Raw genomic sequence first — 17,016 nt, 5'->3', positions numbered from 1 at the left:
CGCCGCATATATCTTGTGGCGAGCCGCCCTGTTTGGCAGGAGAGCGTGGAGACAGACGCGGGCACCGGCGATTCGACGTCGGTAGTCACGTGAAAGCAGTAGAAGCAGGACAGAAAACCGGGCGCTCGCAAGAGCGACCCGGTTTTTTTCTGGCGCGGCGCGATAATGTGGCGATTGGCGCAAACAAACGCGCACGGAGGTATCAGCGATGCAGCGTCCCGAACGTCAGTCGGATCCGCAGGCCGATGCACCCGACCGCGACGAAGTCGGGCACGAGGCCGCTCATGCCAACGGTGAGACCGAGGCCGCCGATCCGCAGCGCGACTACCAGCGCTGTTTCATCGCGCTGGTGCCCGACGTGGCGACGCGCGATGCGCTGTCCGCCATTCCCGTGCCGCCTGCCGCGCGACGCGTGCCCTACGAACAGCTGCATCTGACGGTCACGTTTATCGGCGCGCTGCCACTCGACAAAAGCGCCGCGTTGATCGACGCGATCACGCGAGAGGCCGTGCCGCTCGAGCTTGCGCCCGTCGCGAAGATCGAACATTGGCCGGGCGCATCGCATCCGCGCCTGACTGTCGCGACGCTCGCGATGTCCGACGAATTCGTCGCGCTCGACTGGCGTGTGCGCTCGACGATGATCGCGCTCGGTCTGCCCGTCGATGCGCGCGCGTTCCGGCCGCATGTCACGCTTGCCCGTTATCGACGCGATGCCGCAGCCGTCGGTCACGCGGCTGACCTGCCAGCCGCTCTCACCGCGCGTTTCGAAGCGTTGACGTTGTATTCGAGCACGCTTGCCCGCAATGGCGCGCGATACAGATCGCTGGCAAGCGCGCCCGTTGTCTACGGTTGATGCGCACAGCCGCCACACGAAACACACCCTGTAAGAACTGATCGCGCGATCCGCAAGCCGTCCGGCTGCTTGCCAACAACGTCTCCGGCAGGTCTGTATTCCGATTCCTTACTGACTGCTACCGCGTAACCTGAAACCTGTTTTCGTCCATTACACTGCGCATCGGCGCCTTATTCCGACGGTCAGGCCGTCCACGTGCACGCATTTCGCGTGCGTCTTTCGCTTCTGCGCCGCGCTTGCGCTGTGCCCGCAACTTGTAGAAACACACGATGACTCTCCCTGCGAAAGCGGACCTTTCGCGTGCCGCTACACACGCCTTTCGTGCGTCGCCACTCGCGATGCCGGATCGGCTCGCGGCCGCGAATGCAGAGCGCGCCTCGCGCCGCCGCTTCCTGAAAGGCACGGCGGGCGCGCTACTGCTCTCCGGCGTGGGCAGCACACTGCTGACGGCGTGCGGCGGCACGAATGCGGGCGCCGATCAGGCGCCGACGCCGCGCCTCGCGTCGCTGGAAAACTTTCGTGACGTGGGCGGCACGGCCGCGGGATATCCGACCGTCGATGGCCGCGTCGTGAGGCGCAATGCGTTCTTTCGTTCGAATGCGCTGACGGAGAATGCCGCCGATGCCGCCGTGCTCGATTCGTTCGGCATGACGGCTGTTTACGATCTGCGCACCCCCGGCGAAATCGAGCGCGCTGCCGATCTGCTGCCCGCCAACGCGACCTACCAGAAGATCAACATCACGGGACGCGAAGACGCGATGACGCCCGCAGCGGATAGCGCGGCGGCCGCGGTGTCATGGATGGAAAGGGCACAGCGCCTCTACGTGACGGATGCCGTGCAGCGCGAGGCGTTCGGCACGCTGTTCACACGGCTTTCCACGACGCCCGGCCCGCAGCTGATTCATTCGAGCGCGGGCAAGGACCGCGCGGGCTGGGCCGCCGCGTTGCTGCTGAGCATCGCGAACGTGCCGTTCGACGTCATCATGCAGGACTATCTGCTGTCGAACACCTATCTGGCGAATTCGATAACGGCGCGCGTCGAAGCACGGCGCCAGGAAAGCGGCGATCTTGCCGCGAGTGTCGAAAAACCGCTGGCGAGCGTGCAGGCCAGTTATCTGCAGGCATCGTTCGATCAGGTGCAGGCAAGCTACGGCACGATGTCGGGCTACCTGACGCGCGGACTCGGCCTGAGTCAATCGGCGATCGACACACTGCGCGATCGTCTGCTTCTCTGATTTTTCCCGCACCAAGAAAAAACGGCCCGTCCCAGGTGGCAGCGGGACGGACCGAACAGGGAGGCGCCGAGGACGCCGGATTGCACTATAGATCCGCGGTTGGCTAAAACGGCGCACCCGTAAGGCAAGGTAAGCGCAAAAGGCGCTGACGTAATACGCGATGGCGCGGCAGCTTTGCTTCAGTCGTCCGGCACGACGACGGGCATCGCGATACGCACATGCAGCCCGCCTTCCGGATGATTCTCCACGGTGCACTTGCCGCCGCGATGATGCGTGAGCCGCACGACGATCGCGAGTCCCAGTCCGCAATGTCCTTCGCCGCCGCGCGCCGCGTCGAGCCGCACGAACGGCTTCATCGCGGCTGCGATGCGGTCTTCGGGAATGCCGGGGCCATGATCGCGGACATCGATGATCCATTGCTCGCCGTCGCGCGAGGTCGCGATATCGACGGGCGGCGCGCCGTGCTCGAACGCGTTGTCGACGAGATTGGTGACGAGGCGGTCCAGCAGCGTGCGCGGCAGCGTGAAACGCGAACCCGCCTGCAGATCGAGCCTGAAAAGCGGCGCTTCGGCGGTATCGTTTTCATCTTCTTCTTCAGCGCCTTCGCTGCTGCCGTCCGTTGCGGAAAACTGCTCGCGCAGAAAGCCATCGACTTCCGTCATCGGTCCCGATTCCGCCGACTGTCCCGCGAATTCCAGAAACTGCTGCACGATATTCGTCAGCGAATCGACGTCGCGGATCAGACCCGCGCGTTCGTTCTCGTCGGCGAGCACGCTCGCGCGCAGCTTCAGGCGCGTGAGCGGCGCCTTCAGATCGTGCGCGACGCCCGCGAGCATTACGGCCTGGTCGTCGCCGGCTTCGTTGAGGCGCCGCATCATGTCGTTGAACGAACCGATCAGATCGCGCAGTTCGCGCGGCCCCTGTTCTGACACAGGCTCGGGCCGCCCGCCCGAACCGAACGCGCGCGCCGCATGCGCGACGCGCGTGAGCGGCCGCTGCATCTGCCACACCGCGAGCAGCGACAGCAGCAAGGCCGCGAGCAGCATCGACACGGATTCGATCACGAAGCGCGGACGCGGCGGCACGTCGACGGGAATCACGACCCACATCGACTTGCGCGGAAAGCGCACCCACAGACGCGGCATATGCGTGTCGTCGACGGCGATTTCGGTGCCGGGCGGCAGACTCGTGCGCAGGCGTCGCGTCAGTTCGACGAACGGCTTGCGCGTCGGCGGTTCGAGATGGACGGTGGCCGGCATGTTCCATGTCGGCACGAGATGCACGCGCAGCGCGGGCGCGACGTCGGCACCGTTGACGGGCTCGCCGTTCGCGGCCTGCAACGCGAGCAGAATGCCGCGCGCGTATCCGTCCACTTCGTGATGCGGCGGCTGCATCACGACGAGCACGAACCAGCCAGCCTGAATTGCAAACAGCACCGCCGACGACAGCAACGCCATCCGGCCGAACAGCGTATTCAGCGGATTCCTGATACGGGTCACGCGGAGATCACGCGGTATCGGCGACGAACGGCGCGCCGTTCGGATCCGCATCGGGAACGAACACATAGCCTTTGCCGCGCACGGTTTGCACGTAGCACGGATTCGACGGATCGTTTTCGATCACGCGGCGCAGACGCCAGATCGGCACGTCGAGGCTGCGATCACGGAACGGCAGGTCGTCGCGATGCACGAGATCGTGAATCAGCACGCGCGACAGCACCTTGTACGGATTGTTGACGAAGATCTTCAGCAGCGCGAACTCACTGTCGCGCAGCGTGACGCGCGTTTCGTCGCGTGACAGCGTGCGCGTCGCGAAATCCAGCTCGAACGGACCGAAGCGATAACGCTTGCGTGCTTCGGGCGCGCTCGTCGTCGCGGGGCCGCGCCGGCGCAGCACCGTCTGGATGCGCGCGAGCAGCTCGCGTGGATCGAACGGCTTCGTGATGTAGTCGTCGGCACCGAGCGACAGCCCGATGATGCGATCGGCGACCGTGCCGCGCGCCGTCACGAAGATCACGGGAATGTCGTCGCCGGCGGCGCGCAACGCGGTGAGCGCACGCAGGCCGTCCGTGTTCGGCATCATGATGTCGAGCACGACGACGGAAGGCCGCTCCCGTTCGAGACGACGTTGCAGATGCGTGCCGTCATGCAGCACGGACGCATCGTAGCCATTCGATTGCAGGAAGCGACAAAGCAGATCGCGCACGACGGGATCGTCGTCGACGATGAGGACCTGTGGATTCATACCGAAATTCTAGTCTGGCATCGTGGCTCGCTGGTTGAAGCTTTCCTTACCAACACTTACTCATCCTCTCAGCCAGCCCGCGTGTGACGCGGCGTTCTGCAGACCATCCTTGCTGCGCGGGGTTTTGCGGCGTGTCGAGCCCGTTGCAGTCCGCAATATTCCTTGTGCGTGCATCTTCCGGATCTTCGGTCAAAACCTGTCCGGAGTGCGAGATATGAAAGATTTCGCGTGCATTCGCAAGCGGTCGTAAGCACCTCAGAAATCAGTGCGTTGCTTGAGCCATCGTGAGAGCGGGGCAGACGGGATCATTCGCTACGCCATAAGCCGCCGTGTGCGTGGTCGCAGCGATGCATCCGCGACGCGCACGGCGTTCCGAAGACTCTCGCACTTCATGAGGTTTGCCATGACTGTTCAGAACAATCACTTCACCACGCAATTGCAGAACATCGCGCGTCCGGCTGCAACGGACAAGGCTTCGTCGCGCAGCACGTCGACGTCCACAACGGCGACGCCGGCCGCGACGAGCGCAGCCACGCCGCAAGCGCCCGCAGCGCCTTCCGGTCTTGTCGGCAATCACGTCAACACGACGGCCTGAGTTGCCGGAGTTAGCCGTGCCGAAATCACGCTTTTTCTCACGCGCGCGGCGTGCCGCGGCGCGACTCGCGATGTGGTCGGCCGTGGGCGCGGCGGTAGTGCCGCTCGACGGTTGCGCCGTCGCGGCGCTGCCGTGCCGTCTGACCTCGGCGACGCTGAAGATTCTGCCCGTCGTCGGCCATGTGGCCGCGACGCCGTTCGACGCCTGTGCCGCAGCCATCGACTGAGCTGCGACCATCGACTACGCGAGGCGAGCCATGCAACTCACTTCGATCGGGCGCGCGCTGACGGCATGCGCCGTGGCCATGTCGTGCGCGCTGCTGCCGTTGGCGGCGGATGCGCAGAACATGTTGTCGCCGCAACAGGCGGCCGCGCTGCGCATGTCTCAGGCGGCCGCGAAGAAGCGCACCGCCGACAAGCCGTATGCGTTTCGCGGCATTTCGCTCGGCATCACGCTCGACGAGTTTCGCGCCGTCTCGCGTGTGCGTGCGACGCCGCTCGGCAGCGTGCCCGTGTGCGAGACCGACAACGTCGCGGGTTCGCTCGGCATGCGGCTGAAGACGTCGCAGAGCCTGACGATCGCGTGCCAGTGGGCGCATCGCGCGGCGGACGGCTGGGCGGTATCGCGTGCTGTCGTGGATGGCGCGCCCGCCGACGAGCATGTACTGCGCTTCGTGCGCGTCGATGGACAGAGCGCGTTCCGTTTGTACGAGATTTCGTTCGTGATCGACGAGATCACGGCGGACGATCTGCGCGACGCGTTCGAGGACCGCTACGGCGCGCCGCGCACGTCGACGCAGGTTGCCTCGCCGACGGCGGGCACGCTGCCTGTCTACATCTGGGAAAACGACGTGAGCTCGATCACGTTGTGCCTGTTGCCCGCGACGCACAACGCGACGCTCACGTATCTGCTGAAGGATCCCGACGCGTACATGAAGTCGGTGGTGCGGCAGTGGCAGACGAGCAGCCCCGACGCGGGTTGAACGCGGGCCGATTGGTTTATCGCTTCAATGGACGTACACACATCATGAACGCCATGCACATGCCGCGCGCTGTCGCCGTGCTGACGAGCGCCGCTGCTTTCTACGCGCTCGCCGGCTGCGGCAGCACGAAAGAGTCGATCGTCGACACGCCGATGCTGCCGCCGCTCGCGAGCGCGCCGCTCAACGTGAACACGCAGGGCTCGATCTATCAGGCGGGGCAGAGTCTGCTGCTGTACGAGACGCCGCGTGCGCAGCACATCGGCGACGTGCTGACGATCCGGCTGTCCGAGTCGTACACCGGCTCGAACAGCACGAACGCGCAGGCAAGTCGCGCGAGCGATATCACGGCCGAAGCCGCCGACAAATCGACGGGCACGGCGGCGCGTCTCGCGCGGCTGTTCAACATCGGCTCGGCGAGCACGACGTTCAAAGGGCAGGGATCGATCGCCGACACGAGCGGCATGACGGGCACACTCGCCGTCACCGTGATCGGCACGATGCCGACGGGCAACCTGGTCGTATCGGGCGAGAAGGTGATTTCGATGGGCGGCAACCGCGACCGGCTGCGTCTGTCGGGCATCGTGAACCCGAAGGATGTCGAGGCGGGGAATTACGTCGCGTCGAGCAAGGTGGCGAACGCGCGCATCGAGCAGGCGGGGCAGGGCATGCTCGCCGATTCGACGACGCTTGGCTGGCTGCAGCGCATGTTCATGAGCGTGCTGACGTTCTGATTGTCTTGCGCGGGTCTTGTCCTGATTGGCCCGCGCTTTCTTCTATCTGACGGCGCGCAATGCGTCAGAGACTCGCGACGGGCGCGTCGTAGCGTTCGGCCGCGCCGATCTCACCGTCCGGCACGAACACATAGCCTTTGCCCCATACGGTCTGCACGTAGCGCGGTTCGGACGGATCGACTTCGATCAGCCGGCGCAGACGCCAGATCGACACATCGAGGCTGCGATTGCGGTGCGTATCGGTGCCGCCGTGCAGCTTTTCAAGCAACTGCGCGCGCGTGAGGACTGTCATCGCGTGCGAGACGAATACTTTGAGCATCGCGAATTCGCTGGAGCGCAGCGTGATGCGCTCGCCGTCGCGGCGCAGCTCGCGCGCGGGGAAGTTGACTTCGAAGCGGCCGAAGCGATACGGCGCGCGATTTTCCGGCGCGCTGGGTGCTGCACTTTCGCGACGGCGCAGCACGCTGCGGATACGCGCGACGAGTTCGCTCGGATCGAACGGCTTGCCGAGGTAGTCGTCCGCGCCGAGTTCGAGACCGATCACGCGATCGATCACATCCGCGCGCGCGGTGAGCAGGATCACGGGGATGTTGTCGCCTGCGAGGCGCAGCGCGCGTAGTGCGCTGATGCCGTCGAGCTCCGGCATCATGATGTCGAGCACGACGAGCGCGGGCCGCTCGTGCTGAAGCGCCTGCTGCAACGCCATGCCGTTTTCGAGCACGGAGACCGTGAAGCCGCGACCTTGCAGATAGTCGCGCACGATGTCGCGGACGACGGGGTCGTCGTCGACGACCATAATGGTTGAGTTCATTCAGGCGATAGTAGAGAGTTGGCGCTTCGCGCGGAAGGTTGGGGTGCTTTCCAAATCTTTCGCCTGTAAGAGGTTTTTTTGTCTGCGACGCTAGTCGCCATTCTGGTTTTTGCTTTTTTGTTTTTTGCTGCGCTGGCGTTTGCGGTTTCGTGGCTGGCGTCCGCGATTTCGTATCGGTTTATTAGCGTTGCCCCTGTGCGGGGCGGCACCTACTTTTCTTTGCAGCGGCAAAGAAAAGTAGGCAAAAGAAAGCCGCTTTTGAACCTCCAGTGCCTGCCAGGATAACACCACGGCACACGGCCTCTGAGCGGCCGCGCAGCGACGTCCGCACTCTGTAGAAAGCCCGCAGTCAACTGCGCACGGCGCAAAAACCCCGCACACAGTCTGGAGCACATACCGCCGCAATCAAGCCGACGGCAACACGCAAAAAACAAGCGGACCGAATGTGCTCCAAGTGGATGTCATCTTTCGCGCCGCGCGCGCCTGACTGCGGGCTTTCTACGGAGTGTTTGCGTCGCTGTGCGACAGCTCGATGAACGTGTGCCGTGGTGTTATCCAGGCAGGCACCGGAGGTTTGAAGCGGCTTTCTTTTGCCTACTTTTCTTTGCCGCTGCAAAGAAAAGTAGGTGCCGCCCCGCACAGGGGCAACGCATGAAGCACCGATACGAAACCGCGGATGCCAACGACAAAAGAAAAAAAACCAAACCGCGTTAGCGAAAAATCAATTCCCAAGAGCAGAAGTCTGAATAGTCTCAGGCGACGACAAATTCTCAACCTGATTCACGACCATCTTATCGATCAACCCATCAAGCTTCACAGAAGCGCTAGAAAACCGGTCAACCCCAAGCCCACCAGTCTGATATCGAGCAGTAACCAGAATCCGCCCATGCTGAATCAAAGTAAGATCGATCATGGAAAGATACTGAGTAGCCTCATCGCTAAACGACCGTTTGCCGTAATCGACAGAAGCGTTATAGACGAGACGCGCCTCGCACCCGGCCGGCGACGTGCCCGGGTTATAAACATCCGAGCGAATCCCGCGCCGATCAAGCGCAAGTTGCAGCGCAGGTACGAAGTCGCCGACCGACACCATCTGGTTCACCTCGATGCAAACGGCGCCAATCTTCGCGCGCCGTCCGTTGACGAAGGTCGGCGACGAATAGTTCGACGCGATCGCGTAGCCCGCCTGGATCACGGAACCCGTCGCGTCCGCGGCCGTGATCAGCGTCCACGCGCAGCCGCCCAGCGACAGTACGCATGCCGCCGCGAGCACGATCCGCAGAACCTGCGCGAGAGAAGGGGCAATCACGATGGGCTCGCGAACACGTAGTTGAAGTGACGTCGGCTGACGAACGGACGCTTAGCGCGCGATGCGCAGACGCAGTTCGTTCTGGCCTTGCACGCTCGCCGTGACGCTCACGCGGCGGTCAGCCGTCTTCACGATGAAGTGCTGGCGCGTCGGCGTGTTGAGGTCGTGCACGACGTTCGGAAAGCACGCGGCAATGTCCGCGCCGATTTCTTCGAGCGGATCGTTGACGAAGCCATCGGCTTCCCAGTGCGCGCGCCAGCGGCAATCGTACGAATGCGCGCTCGCACGGCAGTCGTCGATCTGATCGACGCCCGGCAGCTTCGCAGCCGGTTCGTCGCGCAGCTTCTTGAAGTCGGCGGACGACACGATGTGCGACAGCGCCGGGCAGACATCGGCGGGTTCGGCCTGATGCACGGGCGTGCTCTGCGCGGCGTTCGCGGCCGTTGCGAAGAGCAGCGCGGCCGTCGCCGTCAGCGCGGCGTTGCGGCCGGACTGTGCAAGTTGAAGCGACGAACGAAGGGACAAGCGGGAAAACGAGAGAAGGCGGCGGTCGAATGACATGGCAGGTATTTCCAGTGACGTTGAAGATGCGTCGCGGGCTGCGCCAGGGGAGCGTTTGGCCCACGATGCAATGGTCGCTGGAATTGACCGCGCGCAAAGCACGGAACAGCGCATGCGCTTCGAGAGTGCTTTCGAGCTGTTTGGAAATCTTTCGAGATGTTGCGTCAGTTCGGTGACGCGTAAGACTTGAGCGTGACGGGCGCGGACTCTTTTTCAGATGTCGCGCCCGTCACGGGCATCATGCAAGCGCCGCGTCGCTTACGCCGCTTCGCGCTCGATCGCGCGTTCGATGAAGAGCGTCTGGTCGTGGAACGCTTCGAGCGTCTTGCGATGCGCGACGCTCACGATCGCCGCGTTCGGCAGGCGCTCGATCAGCGCGTTGTAGATGTTGCTTTCGTTGTCCGGATCGAGCGCGCTCGTCGCTTCGTCGAGGAACAGGAAGTCGGGCTGCTGCAGCAACGCGCGCGCAGCCGCGAGACGCTGCTGCTCGCCCGGCGACAGCGAGCGTTCCCAATGCGACGATTCGCCGAGCCGGTCCGCGAACTCCGACAGACGGCAGACGGTTAGCACTTCGCGGCATGCTTCGTCGGAAAACGCCGACACGTCCGACGGATACGCAAGCGCCGCCTTCAGCGTGCCGATGGGCAGATAACTGCGCTGCGGGATGAACAGCAGCTTCGCGTCGGCGGGCATTTCGATCGTGCCTTCGCCGAATGGCCACAGGCCCGCGAGCGTGCGCATCAGCGTGCTCTTGCCCGCGCCCGACGGACCGCGCACGAGCCAGCGCGACTTCGGCGCGATACGGAACGAGCCGACGTTCGCCATCGCTTCGCCGTCGGGGCGTTGCAGACGCAGGTCCGTCACGTTGATCGAATCGGTGTCCGTCAGGTGCACGTTGATGCCGCCATGTGCCGTGCCTTCAACGACCGACTCATGCAAATGTTGCGAGCGCATCACGCGATTGAATTCCCGCAGACGGTTCACGGTAGCGCGCCATTCGGCGAGCGAATCGTAATTGTTGATGAACCAGGAAAACGAATCGCTGACTGTGCCGAATGCGCCCGTCACCTGCTGATACACGCCGAGCGAAATCGACTTCGAAAAATACTTCGGCGCGGCCGCGATGTACGGAAAGACAATGGCCAGCTGCGAGTAACTGATCACGACGATATTGAAGCGTCGCGTGAAGCGCATGATCAGACGCCAGTTGTCGCGGATGTGTCCGAACACGCCCTTGAGCGCCTGCTCTTCCGAACGCTCGCCCTGATACAGCGCGATCTGGTCGGCGTTCTCGCGAATGCGGATCAGCGAGAAACGGAAGTCGGCTTCCACGCGCTGCTGCTGGTAGTTGATCGACACCAGCGGATGGTTGACCTTGTGCGTCACCCACGAACCGAGCGCCGCGTAGACGAGCGCGGCCCACACCATGTAGCCCGGAATCGAGACCTCCGTGCCGAACACGTGGAACGCGAGCGCGCCCGACAGGTTCCACAGGATCACGATGAACGAGAACAGCGTGACGGTGGTCGACAGCAGTCCGAGCGACAGATTCAGCGTTGCGCTCGCCAACCCTTGCAGGTCGGCGGAAACCCGCTGGTCGGGGTTGTCGGCGAGACTGTCGCGCTCGATCCGGTAATACGCGCGATCGCCGAGCCAGTCGTTCAGATAGCGGTTCGTGAGCCACTGCCGCCAGCGGAATTCGAGCATCTGGCGGAAGTACGTCCGGTACGAACCGAGCAGGATCAGCGCGAGCGCGATGACCGTGAACTGCAGCAGCGATTCCTTGAAGACGGGATAGTTGTACTGCTGGATCGCATCGAAGAACGTGCGCTGCCAGCTGTTGAACCAGACGTTGGCCGCGACCATCGTCATGTTCATCGCGATGACGAGCGCGAGCAGTCCCCGCGCTTTCCATCGATCCTCGGACACCCAGTAGGGCTTGATGAGGCCCCACGCGGTGATATCCGACGGATTTTTCGAGTTGTCGATCATAAGCGTCCTTTCATACGGTCGGCCCGGGCGGCGGCGCGATGCGTTGCGCCGCTGCATGCCTGCGGGTTCATGGCCCGGGCTGCGATTGTTCCGGCAGCGACTTAATCTGAACTTAAACGGACGTTTCACTACGCCCCGACACGGCCGCTCGAACCCGACAGCAGCCTTGCAACGGCGCGGCATTCCGTCCGCATTGTCGCGTGCCATTGTGCCAGAGCCACAGCGAACCTCGCCAAAATCAGCCACCGCCGATTGCGGTCTGTACGGGTTTGCGGCGCGCGCGGCTTTTATGGTCTAATGGTCTGGACGAAACAGGGGTGCTTCGTGCGCGGGCAGTCGCTGCGGCGAGGCTGAGAGAAACCCTTCGCACCCGATCCGGGTAATACCGGCGCGGGAAGTTTTCGGGAAGTATTTCCTGGAAGTTCTCCTTCCGCCGGGTCGGCGCTCCCGTTGCATCGTGAGCGCCCAATGCCCGGCTGGCCTTGCCCGCCGGTTTCGTCCTTGGGTACGAGCGCACTTCTGCCGTACGGATAGGATTCGATGACCGTTCATTCTTCAGTTATTTGCGTCAGTGCTGCTGGCTTTGCCGGCCGTTTCGCCGTGGGCGCGCGGTTTGCGACGTCCGGGGTTTGCTCTGGAGCCGCACCATGACGACCTCTGCTCAACCGGATTTCGCCGTGATCGGCGGCGGGCTGTGCGGGCGTCTCGTCGCGTGGCAGCTTGCGGGCGACGGGCATCGCGTCGCGCTGTATGAGCGCGGCGATGCCGCCGGTTCGAACGCGGCTGCGTGGGTCGCGGCCGCGATGCTCGCGCCGCTCGCCGAGGCCGCCAGCGCCGAGCTGCTGATTACGCGGCTGGGCGCGGCGTCGCTGGAAACGTGGCCGACGCTGCTCGCGCATTTGCCCGAGCCCGTGTTCTTCCAGCGCAACGGCTCGCTGATCGTCTGGCATCACGGCGATCGCGCCGAGGCGCCGCTGTTCGAACGACGCCTGCGCGCGAATGCGCCCGCCGAACTGCTCGACGGCGGACTGGTGGCGCTGGCAGGCGCACAGGTCGGTGCGTCCGAACCGGCGCTCGCGGGCCGCTTCACGCAAGGCTGGCTGCTGCCGTACGAAGGCCAGCTCGACAACCGGCAGGTGCTGTCGGCGCTGGCGGCGGGACTTGCCGAGCGCGGCGTCGAGACGCACTGGAATACGAGCATCGACGATAACGCGATGCCGCCTGCAAAGATCACGATCGACTGCCGCGGACTCGGCGCCAAACCGGCGATGCCGACGCTGCGCGGCATTCGCGGCGAAGTCGCGCGTGTGCACGCGCCCGGCATCGGTTTGACGCGGCCGGTGCGTCTGCTGCATCCGCGCTATCCGCTGTATATCGCGCCGAAGCAGAACGATCTGTATGTGATCGGCGCGACGGAAGTGGAGGGCGAGGACATGTCGCCCGTCAGCGTGCGATCGGCGCTCGAATTGCTGAGCGCGGCGTTTTCGGTGCATCCGGGTTTCGGCGAGGCGCGCATTCTCGAACTGAACTCGCAGTGCCGCCCGACGCTGCCCGACCATCGTCCCGTGCTGCTGTGGGATGGCGCGCGCACGCTGCGCGTGAACGGCCTGTATCGGCATGGCTACATGATCGCGCCCGAAGTCGCGGGCGAAGCGGTGCGGCTCGCGTCGGCGCTGCTCGATGGCCGCGTCGCCGATTCCGACGGTTTCGCCGACTGGCAGCGCAACGCGCGCTGGAGCGAACTGTTCCGGCTCGATGACGCGCACGCGCGCTCCGCCGTCACTCTCAACGTTTGAACATAACGCTATGGATATTCAGATCAACCAGAAGCCGCTGTCGCTGCCCGAAGGCGCGACCGTCGCCGACGCGCTCAGCGCGTTTGGCGCGCGGCCGCCGTTCGCCGTGGCGCTGAACGGCAATTTCGTCGCGCGCGCGCAGCATGCGGCGCGTGCGTTACAGGCAGGCGACAAGCTCGACGTCGTGCATCCCGTCGCGGGCGGCTGAAGCCGTCACGCTAGACGCACTGTCACTGACAAGGACACAAACATGAACTCACACGCGAACGCTCCCGCCGACGCGCTCACGCTGTACGGCCACACTTTCCAGAGCCGCGTGCTGCTCGGCACGTCGCGCTATCCGTCGCTGCAGTCGCTGTCGGATTCGATCGCGGCATCGAAGCCGGGCATGGTCACGGTCGCGCTGCGTCGCCAGATGAGCGAAGGCGGCGCGGAAGCCGGCTTCTTCGATCTGCTCAAGCGCCACGGCGTGCCGCTGCTGCCGAATACGGCCGGCTGCCAGACGGTCGGCGAGGCGGTCAACACGGCGCACATGGCTCGCGAAGTTTTCGAAACCGACTGGATCAAGCTCGAACTGATCGGCGACGACTACACGCTGCAGCCCGATCCCGTCGGTTTGATCGAAGCGGCTGCGCAACTGGTGAAGGACGGCTTCAAGGTGCTGCCGTATTGCACGGAAGACCTCGTGATCGGCCGACGTCTGCTCGACGCGGGCTGCGAGGCGCTGATGCCGTGGGGCGCGCCGATCGGCACCGGCAAGGGCGTCGTCAATCCGTATGGACTGCGCGTGCTGCGCGAACGTCTGCCCGACGTGCCGCTGATCGTCGATGCCGGTCTCGGCGTGCCGTCGCATGCGTGCCAGGTGATGGAGTGGGGCTTCGACGGCGTGCTGCTGAACACGGCGGTGTCGCAGGCCACGCATCCCGAAACGATGGCTCGCGCGTTCGCGATGGGCGTCGAAGCGGGCCGCGAAGCGTATCTGGCCGGCCCGATGGCCGAACGTGAAACTGCCCACGCGAGCACGCCCGTCGTCGGCATGCCGTTCTGGCATCAGGATGGGAGCGCAGCAGCATGACGGAAACTTTGAAACTGTCGGGTCGCGACCTGTTCTGGCCGCCCGCCGATGAACTCACGGAAGCCGTCGAGCGCATTCGCGCGCGCCTCGGCGACTGGCCACCGACGCACGTCGAATGGCGCATCTGCCTGACCGCGCCCGACGACGCGAACGGCGGCGATCTGATCGTCTTCACGGATACGCAGCACGGCGAACAGCATCTTGAGCGGATCGCGCGCTGGGTGACGCAGGGCGCGGGCGTGATCGAAGCGGCGGCGGGCCGCGCGGTGCTCCACCTGGGCGGCGTGCGATATCAACTGGAAGGCCATCTCGCTGAGGACTGGATTCCCGCGCTGGCGGCGTTCCTCGATTGCGGTTTCGATCCGCACGACGCGCTGACGCTCGCGCTCGCGTGGCGCGACGGCGACGAGACGAAATCCGACGATGCGTGGCCGTGCGACCTGTCGCGTTTCCCGCGCGTCGCAGGTTTGCCGGACGCGCCGGCGCAACCGTTCGCCGCGTGCCCGGATGCGCTCGGCCTCTACGCCGTGCTGCCGACGGCCGAATGGGTCGAACGCGTGGCCGGTTTCGGCGTGAAGACGGTGCAGTTGCGCCACAAGGCAGCCGATGCCGAACTGCAGCGCGATATCGAGCGTTCGGTTGCGGCGGGCCGCGAGCACGACGCGCAGGTGTTCATCAACGATCACTGGCAAGCCGCGATCGACGCGGGCGCTTATGGCGTACACCTCGGCCAGGAAGACGTGCATACGGCGGATCTGCACGCATTGGCGAAAGCGGGCGTGCGTCTCGGTCTGTCAACGCATGGCTACTACGAAATGCTGACGGCGCTGCACTTCCGTCCGAGCTATATCGCGCTTGGCGCAGTGTTTCCGACCACGACCAAAGTGATGCCTACCGCGCCGCAAGGTCTGGTGCGGCTCGTGCGCTACGTGAAACTGCTGGAGGGTGTCGTGCCGCTCGTCGCGATCGGCGGTATCAGCGGCGATGTGCTGCCGCAGGTGCTGGCGACGGGCGTGAAAAGCGCTGCTGTCGTGCGTGCGATCACCGAGGCCGCCGATCCCGCTACGGCTACCAAAGCGTTACAAAACATATTTTTGCAAGAAAAAGTTTAGAAAAGTTAAATCGTTAGCGTCGTCAAGGCAGGGTTTGCACGAAGGCCCTATAATTCGCCCTTCCGTGTAAAAGGACTGACAGTTTCGTGCCATCCTCTTCCGAGACCCTCCTTGAGCTGCGCGACGTCGACTTCGGCTACGGCGAGCGGCTCGTCCTGTCGAACCTGAACCTGCGCTTCAAACGCGGCCAGGTGGTCGCGGTCATGGGCGGCTCCGGGTGTGGGAAAACCACGGTGCTGCGCCTGATCGGCGGCCTTGTGCGCGCGCAGCGCGGCCAGGTGCTGTTCCACGGCCAGGACATCGGCAACCAGACGCGCGACGGCCTGTATGCGCTGCGTCGCAAGATGGGCATGCTGTTCCAGTTCGGCGCGCTGTTCACCGACATGTCGGTGTTCGAGAACGTCGCCTTCGCCCTGCGCGAGCATACCGATCTCCCCGAAGAATTGATCCGCGACCTCGTGCTGATGAAGCTCAACGCGGTCGGTCTGCGTGGCGCGCGCGATCTCGCGCCGTCGGAGATTTCGGGCGGCATGGCGCGCCGTGTGGCGCTGGCCCGTGCCATCGCGCTCGACCCCGAACTGATGATGTACGACGAGCCCTTCGCCGGCCTCGACCCTATTTCGCTCGGCATCACGGCTAATCTGATTCGCGCGCTCAATACTGCACTTGGCGCCACGTCCATTCTGGTGACGCACGACGTGCCCGAATCGTTCGCGATCGCCGACTACGTGTACTTCCTGGCGAACGGCGGCGTGCTTGCCGAAGGCACGCCGGCGGAACTGCGCGCGTCGACGGATCCGACCGTGCGCCAGTTCCTCGACGGCACGCCCGACGGTCCCTTCAAATTTCACTATCCGAGCAACAGGCCGCTCGCTGCGGATTTCGGCATCGGCGGAGGTCGCGCATGATCAGCACCATCGGTCGTTCCGTCATTTGCGGGCTCGGGCAGACGGGTTATGCGGCGCGCATGTTCCTGCGCCTCGTGCTCGAATTTTTCCCGCTGCTGCGCCGTCCGCGTCTTGTCACGAAGCAGATCCATTTCGTCGGTAACTATTCGCTGGTGATCATCGCAGTGTCGGGGCTGTTCGTCGGCTTCGTGCTCGGTCTGCAAGGCTATTACACGCTCAACCGCTACGGCTCCGAACAGGCGCTCGGCTTGCTGGTCGCGCTGTCGCTCGTGCGCGAACTGGGGCCTGTCGTGACGGCGCTGCTGTTCGCCGGACGCGCGGGCACGTCGCTCACAGCTGAAATCGGCCTGATGAAAGCGGGCGAGCAACTTACAGCGATGGAAATGATGGCCGTCGATCCGCTCAAGGTGGTCGTCGCGCCGCGCATGTGGGCGGGCATCATTTCGATGCCGATTCTCGCGGCCATTTTCAGCGCGGTGGGCGTGCTGGGCGGCTATGTCGTGGGCGTGCTGATGATCGGCGTCGACGCGGGCGCGTTCTGGTCGCAGATGCAGGGCGGCGTCGATGCGTACCGCGACGTTGGCAACGGCGTGATCAAGAGCATCGTATTCGGCTTCGCGGTGACGTTCATCGCGCTCTACCAGGGCTACGAAGCGAAGCCCACGCCGGAAGGCGTGTCGCGCGCGACGACGAAGACGGTCGTCTACGCATCGCTCGCCGTGCTCGGTCTGGATTTCCTGCTGACCGCGCTGATGTTCAGCTAGGCGGTCGAACCAATACATGCGCACCGCGCAGGCATCGCGCCGCGGCGG

General features: G+C 64.4%; 18 protein-coding genes and 1 riboswitch. Of the genes, 12 read left to right on the top strand and 6 right to left on the bottom strand.

All coding sequences use genetic code 11. The annotated features are described in order from the left end of the window. Nucleotides 1–208 precede the first annotated feature (208 nt). Both thpR and QEN71_RS27995 read left to right on the top strand, forming a co-directional pair. Nucleotides 209–853, top strand: coding sequence for an RNA 2',3'-cyclic phosphodiesterase (gene thpR / locus QEN71_RS28000; protein WP_201655383.1), 645 nt, complete (start codon nucleotides 209–211; stop codon nucleotides 851–853). Nucleotides 854–1,122: 269 nt separating this feature from the next. Next, nucleotides 1,123–2,088 carry a tyrosine-protein phosphatase gene (locus QEN71_RS27995; protein WP_201655386.1) on the top strand — a complete coding sequence of 322 codons (966 nt, stop codon included), beginning with the start codon at nucleotides 1,123–1,125 and terminating at the stop codon, nucleotides 2,086–2,088. 179 nt (nucleotides 2,089–2,267) lie between these two features. Here QEN71_RS27995 and QEN71_RS27990 read toward each other — a convergent pair whose 3' ends face one another. Both QEN71_RS27990 and QEN71_RS27985 read right to left on the bottom strand, forming a co-directional pair. Next, nucleotides 2,268–3,578: an ATP-binding protein gene (locus QEN71_RS27990; RefSeq protein ID WP_201655645.1), complete on the bottom strand. Its 1,311-nt coding sequence runs from the start codon at nucleotides 3,576–3,578 to the stop codon at nucleotides 2,268–2,270. A 16-nt stretch (nucleotides 3,579–3,594) separates the two neighbouring features. Then, nucleotides 3,595–4,332 carry a response regulator gene (locus tag QEN71_RS27985; RefSeq protein ID WP_201655389.1) on the bottom strand — a complete coding sequence of 246 codons (738 nt, stop codon included), beginning with the start codon at nucleotides 4,330–4,332 and terminating at the stop codon, nucleotides 3,595–3,597. 403 nt (nucleotides 4,333–4,735) lie between these two features. On the opposite strand from QEN71_RS27985, the gene QEN71_RS27980 reads away from it, so the two are divergent. From QEN71_RS27980 to QEN71_RS27965, 4 genes are read left to right on the top strand one after another with little or no spacing between them, the layout of a single operon-like run. Next, entirely contained in the window at nucleotides 4,736–4,927 is a 192-nt protein-coding gene (locus QEN71_RS27980; protein WP_201655392.1) for a hypothetical protein, read from the top strand. Nucleotides 4,928–4,943: 16 nt separating this feature from the next. Beyond that, on the top strand, nucleotides 4,944–5,153 hold the full coding sequence (locus QEN71_RS27975; RefSeq protein WP_201655654.1) for a DUF6726 family protein: 210 nt from the start codon (nucleotides 4,944–4,946) through the stop codon (nucleotides 5,151–5,153). Between the two features lie 30 nt (nucleotides 5,154–5,183). Next, nucleotides 5,184–5,909, top strand: a complete 726-nt coding sequence (locus QEN71_RS27970) for a hypothetical protein (protein ID WP_201655395.1) — start codon at nucleotides 5,184–5,186, stop codon at nucleotides 5,907–5,909. Between the two features lie 44 nt (nucleotides 5,910–5,953). Continuing rightward, nucleotides 5,954–6,640, top strand: a complete 687-nt coding sequence (locus tag QEN71_RS27965) for a flagellar basal body L-ring protein FlgH (RefSeq protein WP_201655398.1) — start codon at nucleotides 5,954–5,956, stop codon at nucleotides 6,638–6,640. A gap of 64 nt (nucleotides 6,641–6,704) precedes the next feature. Here the strand turns inward: QEN71_RS27965 and QEN71_RS27960 are convergent, their stop codons facing one another. From QEN71_RS27960 to QEN71_RS27945, 4 genes are all read right to left on the bottom strand, one after another. Beyond that, a complete protein-coding gene (locus QEN71_RS27960) occupies nucleotides 6,705–7,451 on the bottom strand; it encodes a response regulator (protein WP_201655401.1) in 747 nt (248 codons plus the stop codon). Between the two features lie 721 nt (nucleotides 7,452–8,172). Continuing rightward, the gene (locus tag QEN71_RS27955) at nucleotides 8,173–8,757 is read right to left on the bottom strand and encodes a hypothetical protein (protein ID WP_377791487.1); all 585 of its coding nucleotides are present in this window, start codon (nucleotides 8,755–8,757) and stop codon (nucleotides 8,173–8,175) included. 54 nt (nucleotides 8,758–8,811) lie between these two features. After that, complete coding sequence (locus tag QEN71_RS27950) at nucleotides 8,812–9,321, bottom strand: hypothetical protein (protein ID WP_201655407.1); 510 nt, start codon at nucleotides 9,319–9,321, stop codon at nucleotides 8,812–8,814. Between the two features lie 258 nt (nucleotides 9,322–9,579). Next, nucleotides 9,580–11,313 carry an ABC transporter ATP-binding protein/permease gene (locus QEN71_RS27945; RefSeq protein ID WP_201655410.1) on the bottom strand — a complete coding sequence of 578 codons (1,734 nt, stop codon included), beginning with the start codon at nucleotides 11,311–11,313 and terminating at the stop codon, nucleotides 9,580–9,582. 303 nt (nucleotides 11,314–11,616) lie between these two features. Further along, nucleotides 11,617–11,727, top strand: a riboswitch (TPP riboswitch). A gap of 233 nt (nucleotides 11,728–11,960) precedes the next feature. Here QEN71_RS27945 and QEN71_RS27940 point away from each other — a divergent pair. The 6 genes from QEN71_RS27940 (at nucleotide 11,961) to mlaE (ending at nucleotide 16,968) form a co-directional block, all read left to right on the top strand. Next, entirely contained in the window at nucleotides 11,961–13,109 is a 1,149-nt protein-coding gene (locus QEN71_RS27940; protein ID WP_201655413.1) for an FAD-dependent oxidoreductase, read from the top strand. A 10-nt stretch (nucleotides 13,110–13,119) separates the two neighbouring features. Next, nucleotides 13,120–13,317 (top strand): sulfur carrier protein ThiS, encoded by a 198-nt coding sequence (gene thiS, locus QEN71_RS27935; protein WP_028367605.1) that lies wholly within the window; start codon nucleotides 13,120–13,122, stop codon nucleotides 13,315–13,317. A 42-nt stretch (nucleotides 13,318–13,359) separates the two neighbouring features. Beyond that, a complete protein-coding gene (locus QEN71_RS27930; RefSeq protein ID WP_201655415.1) occupies nucleotides 13,360–14,184 on the top strand; it encodes a thiazole synthase in 825 nt (274 codons plus the stop codon). Beyond that, nucleotides 14,181–15,296: a thiamine phosphate synthase gene (gene thiE, locus QEN71_RS27925; RefSeq protein ID WP_201655418.1), complete on the top strand. Its 1,116-nt coding sequence runs from the start codon at nucleotides 14,181–14,183 to the stop codon at nucleotides 15,294–15,296. The genes QEN71_RS27930 and thiE overlap by 4 nt, the downstream gene beginning before the upstream one ends. A gap of 86 nt (nucleotides 15,297–15,382) precedes the next feature. Beyond that, nucleotides 15,383–16,204 carry an ABC transporter ATP-binding protein gene (locus QEN71_RS27920; RefSeq protein WP_201655423.1) on the top strand — a complete coding sequence of 274 codons (822 nt, stop codon included), beginning with the start codon at nucleotides 15,383–15,385 and terminating at the stop codon, nucleotides 16,202–16,204. Further along, a complete protein-coding gene (gene mlaE, locus QEN71_RS27915) occupies nucleotides 16,201–16,968 on the top strand; it encodes a lipid asymmetry maintenance ABC transporter permease subunit MlaE (RefSeq protein WP_201655426.1) in 768 nt (255 codons plus the stop codon). Before QEN71_RS27920 ends, mlaE begins: the two co-directional genes overlap by 4 nt. Nucleotides 16,969–17,016 lie beyond the last annotated feature (48 nt).

It is taken from the genome of Paraburkholderia sabiae (genome assembly GCF_030412785.1).
In the GTDB taxonomy this organism is placed as follows: domain Bacteria; phylum Pseudomonadota; class Gammaproteobacteria; order Burkholderiales; family Burkholderiaceae; genus Paraburkholderia; species Paraburkholderia sabiae.
This window is presented reverse-complemented; position numbering and strand designations above follow the sequence as displayed.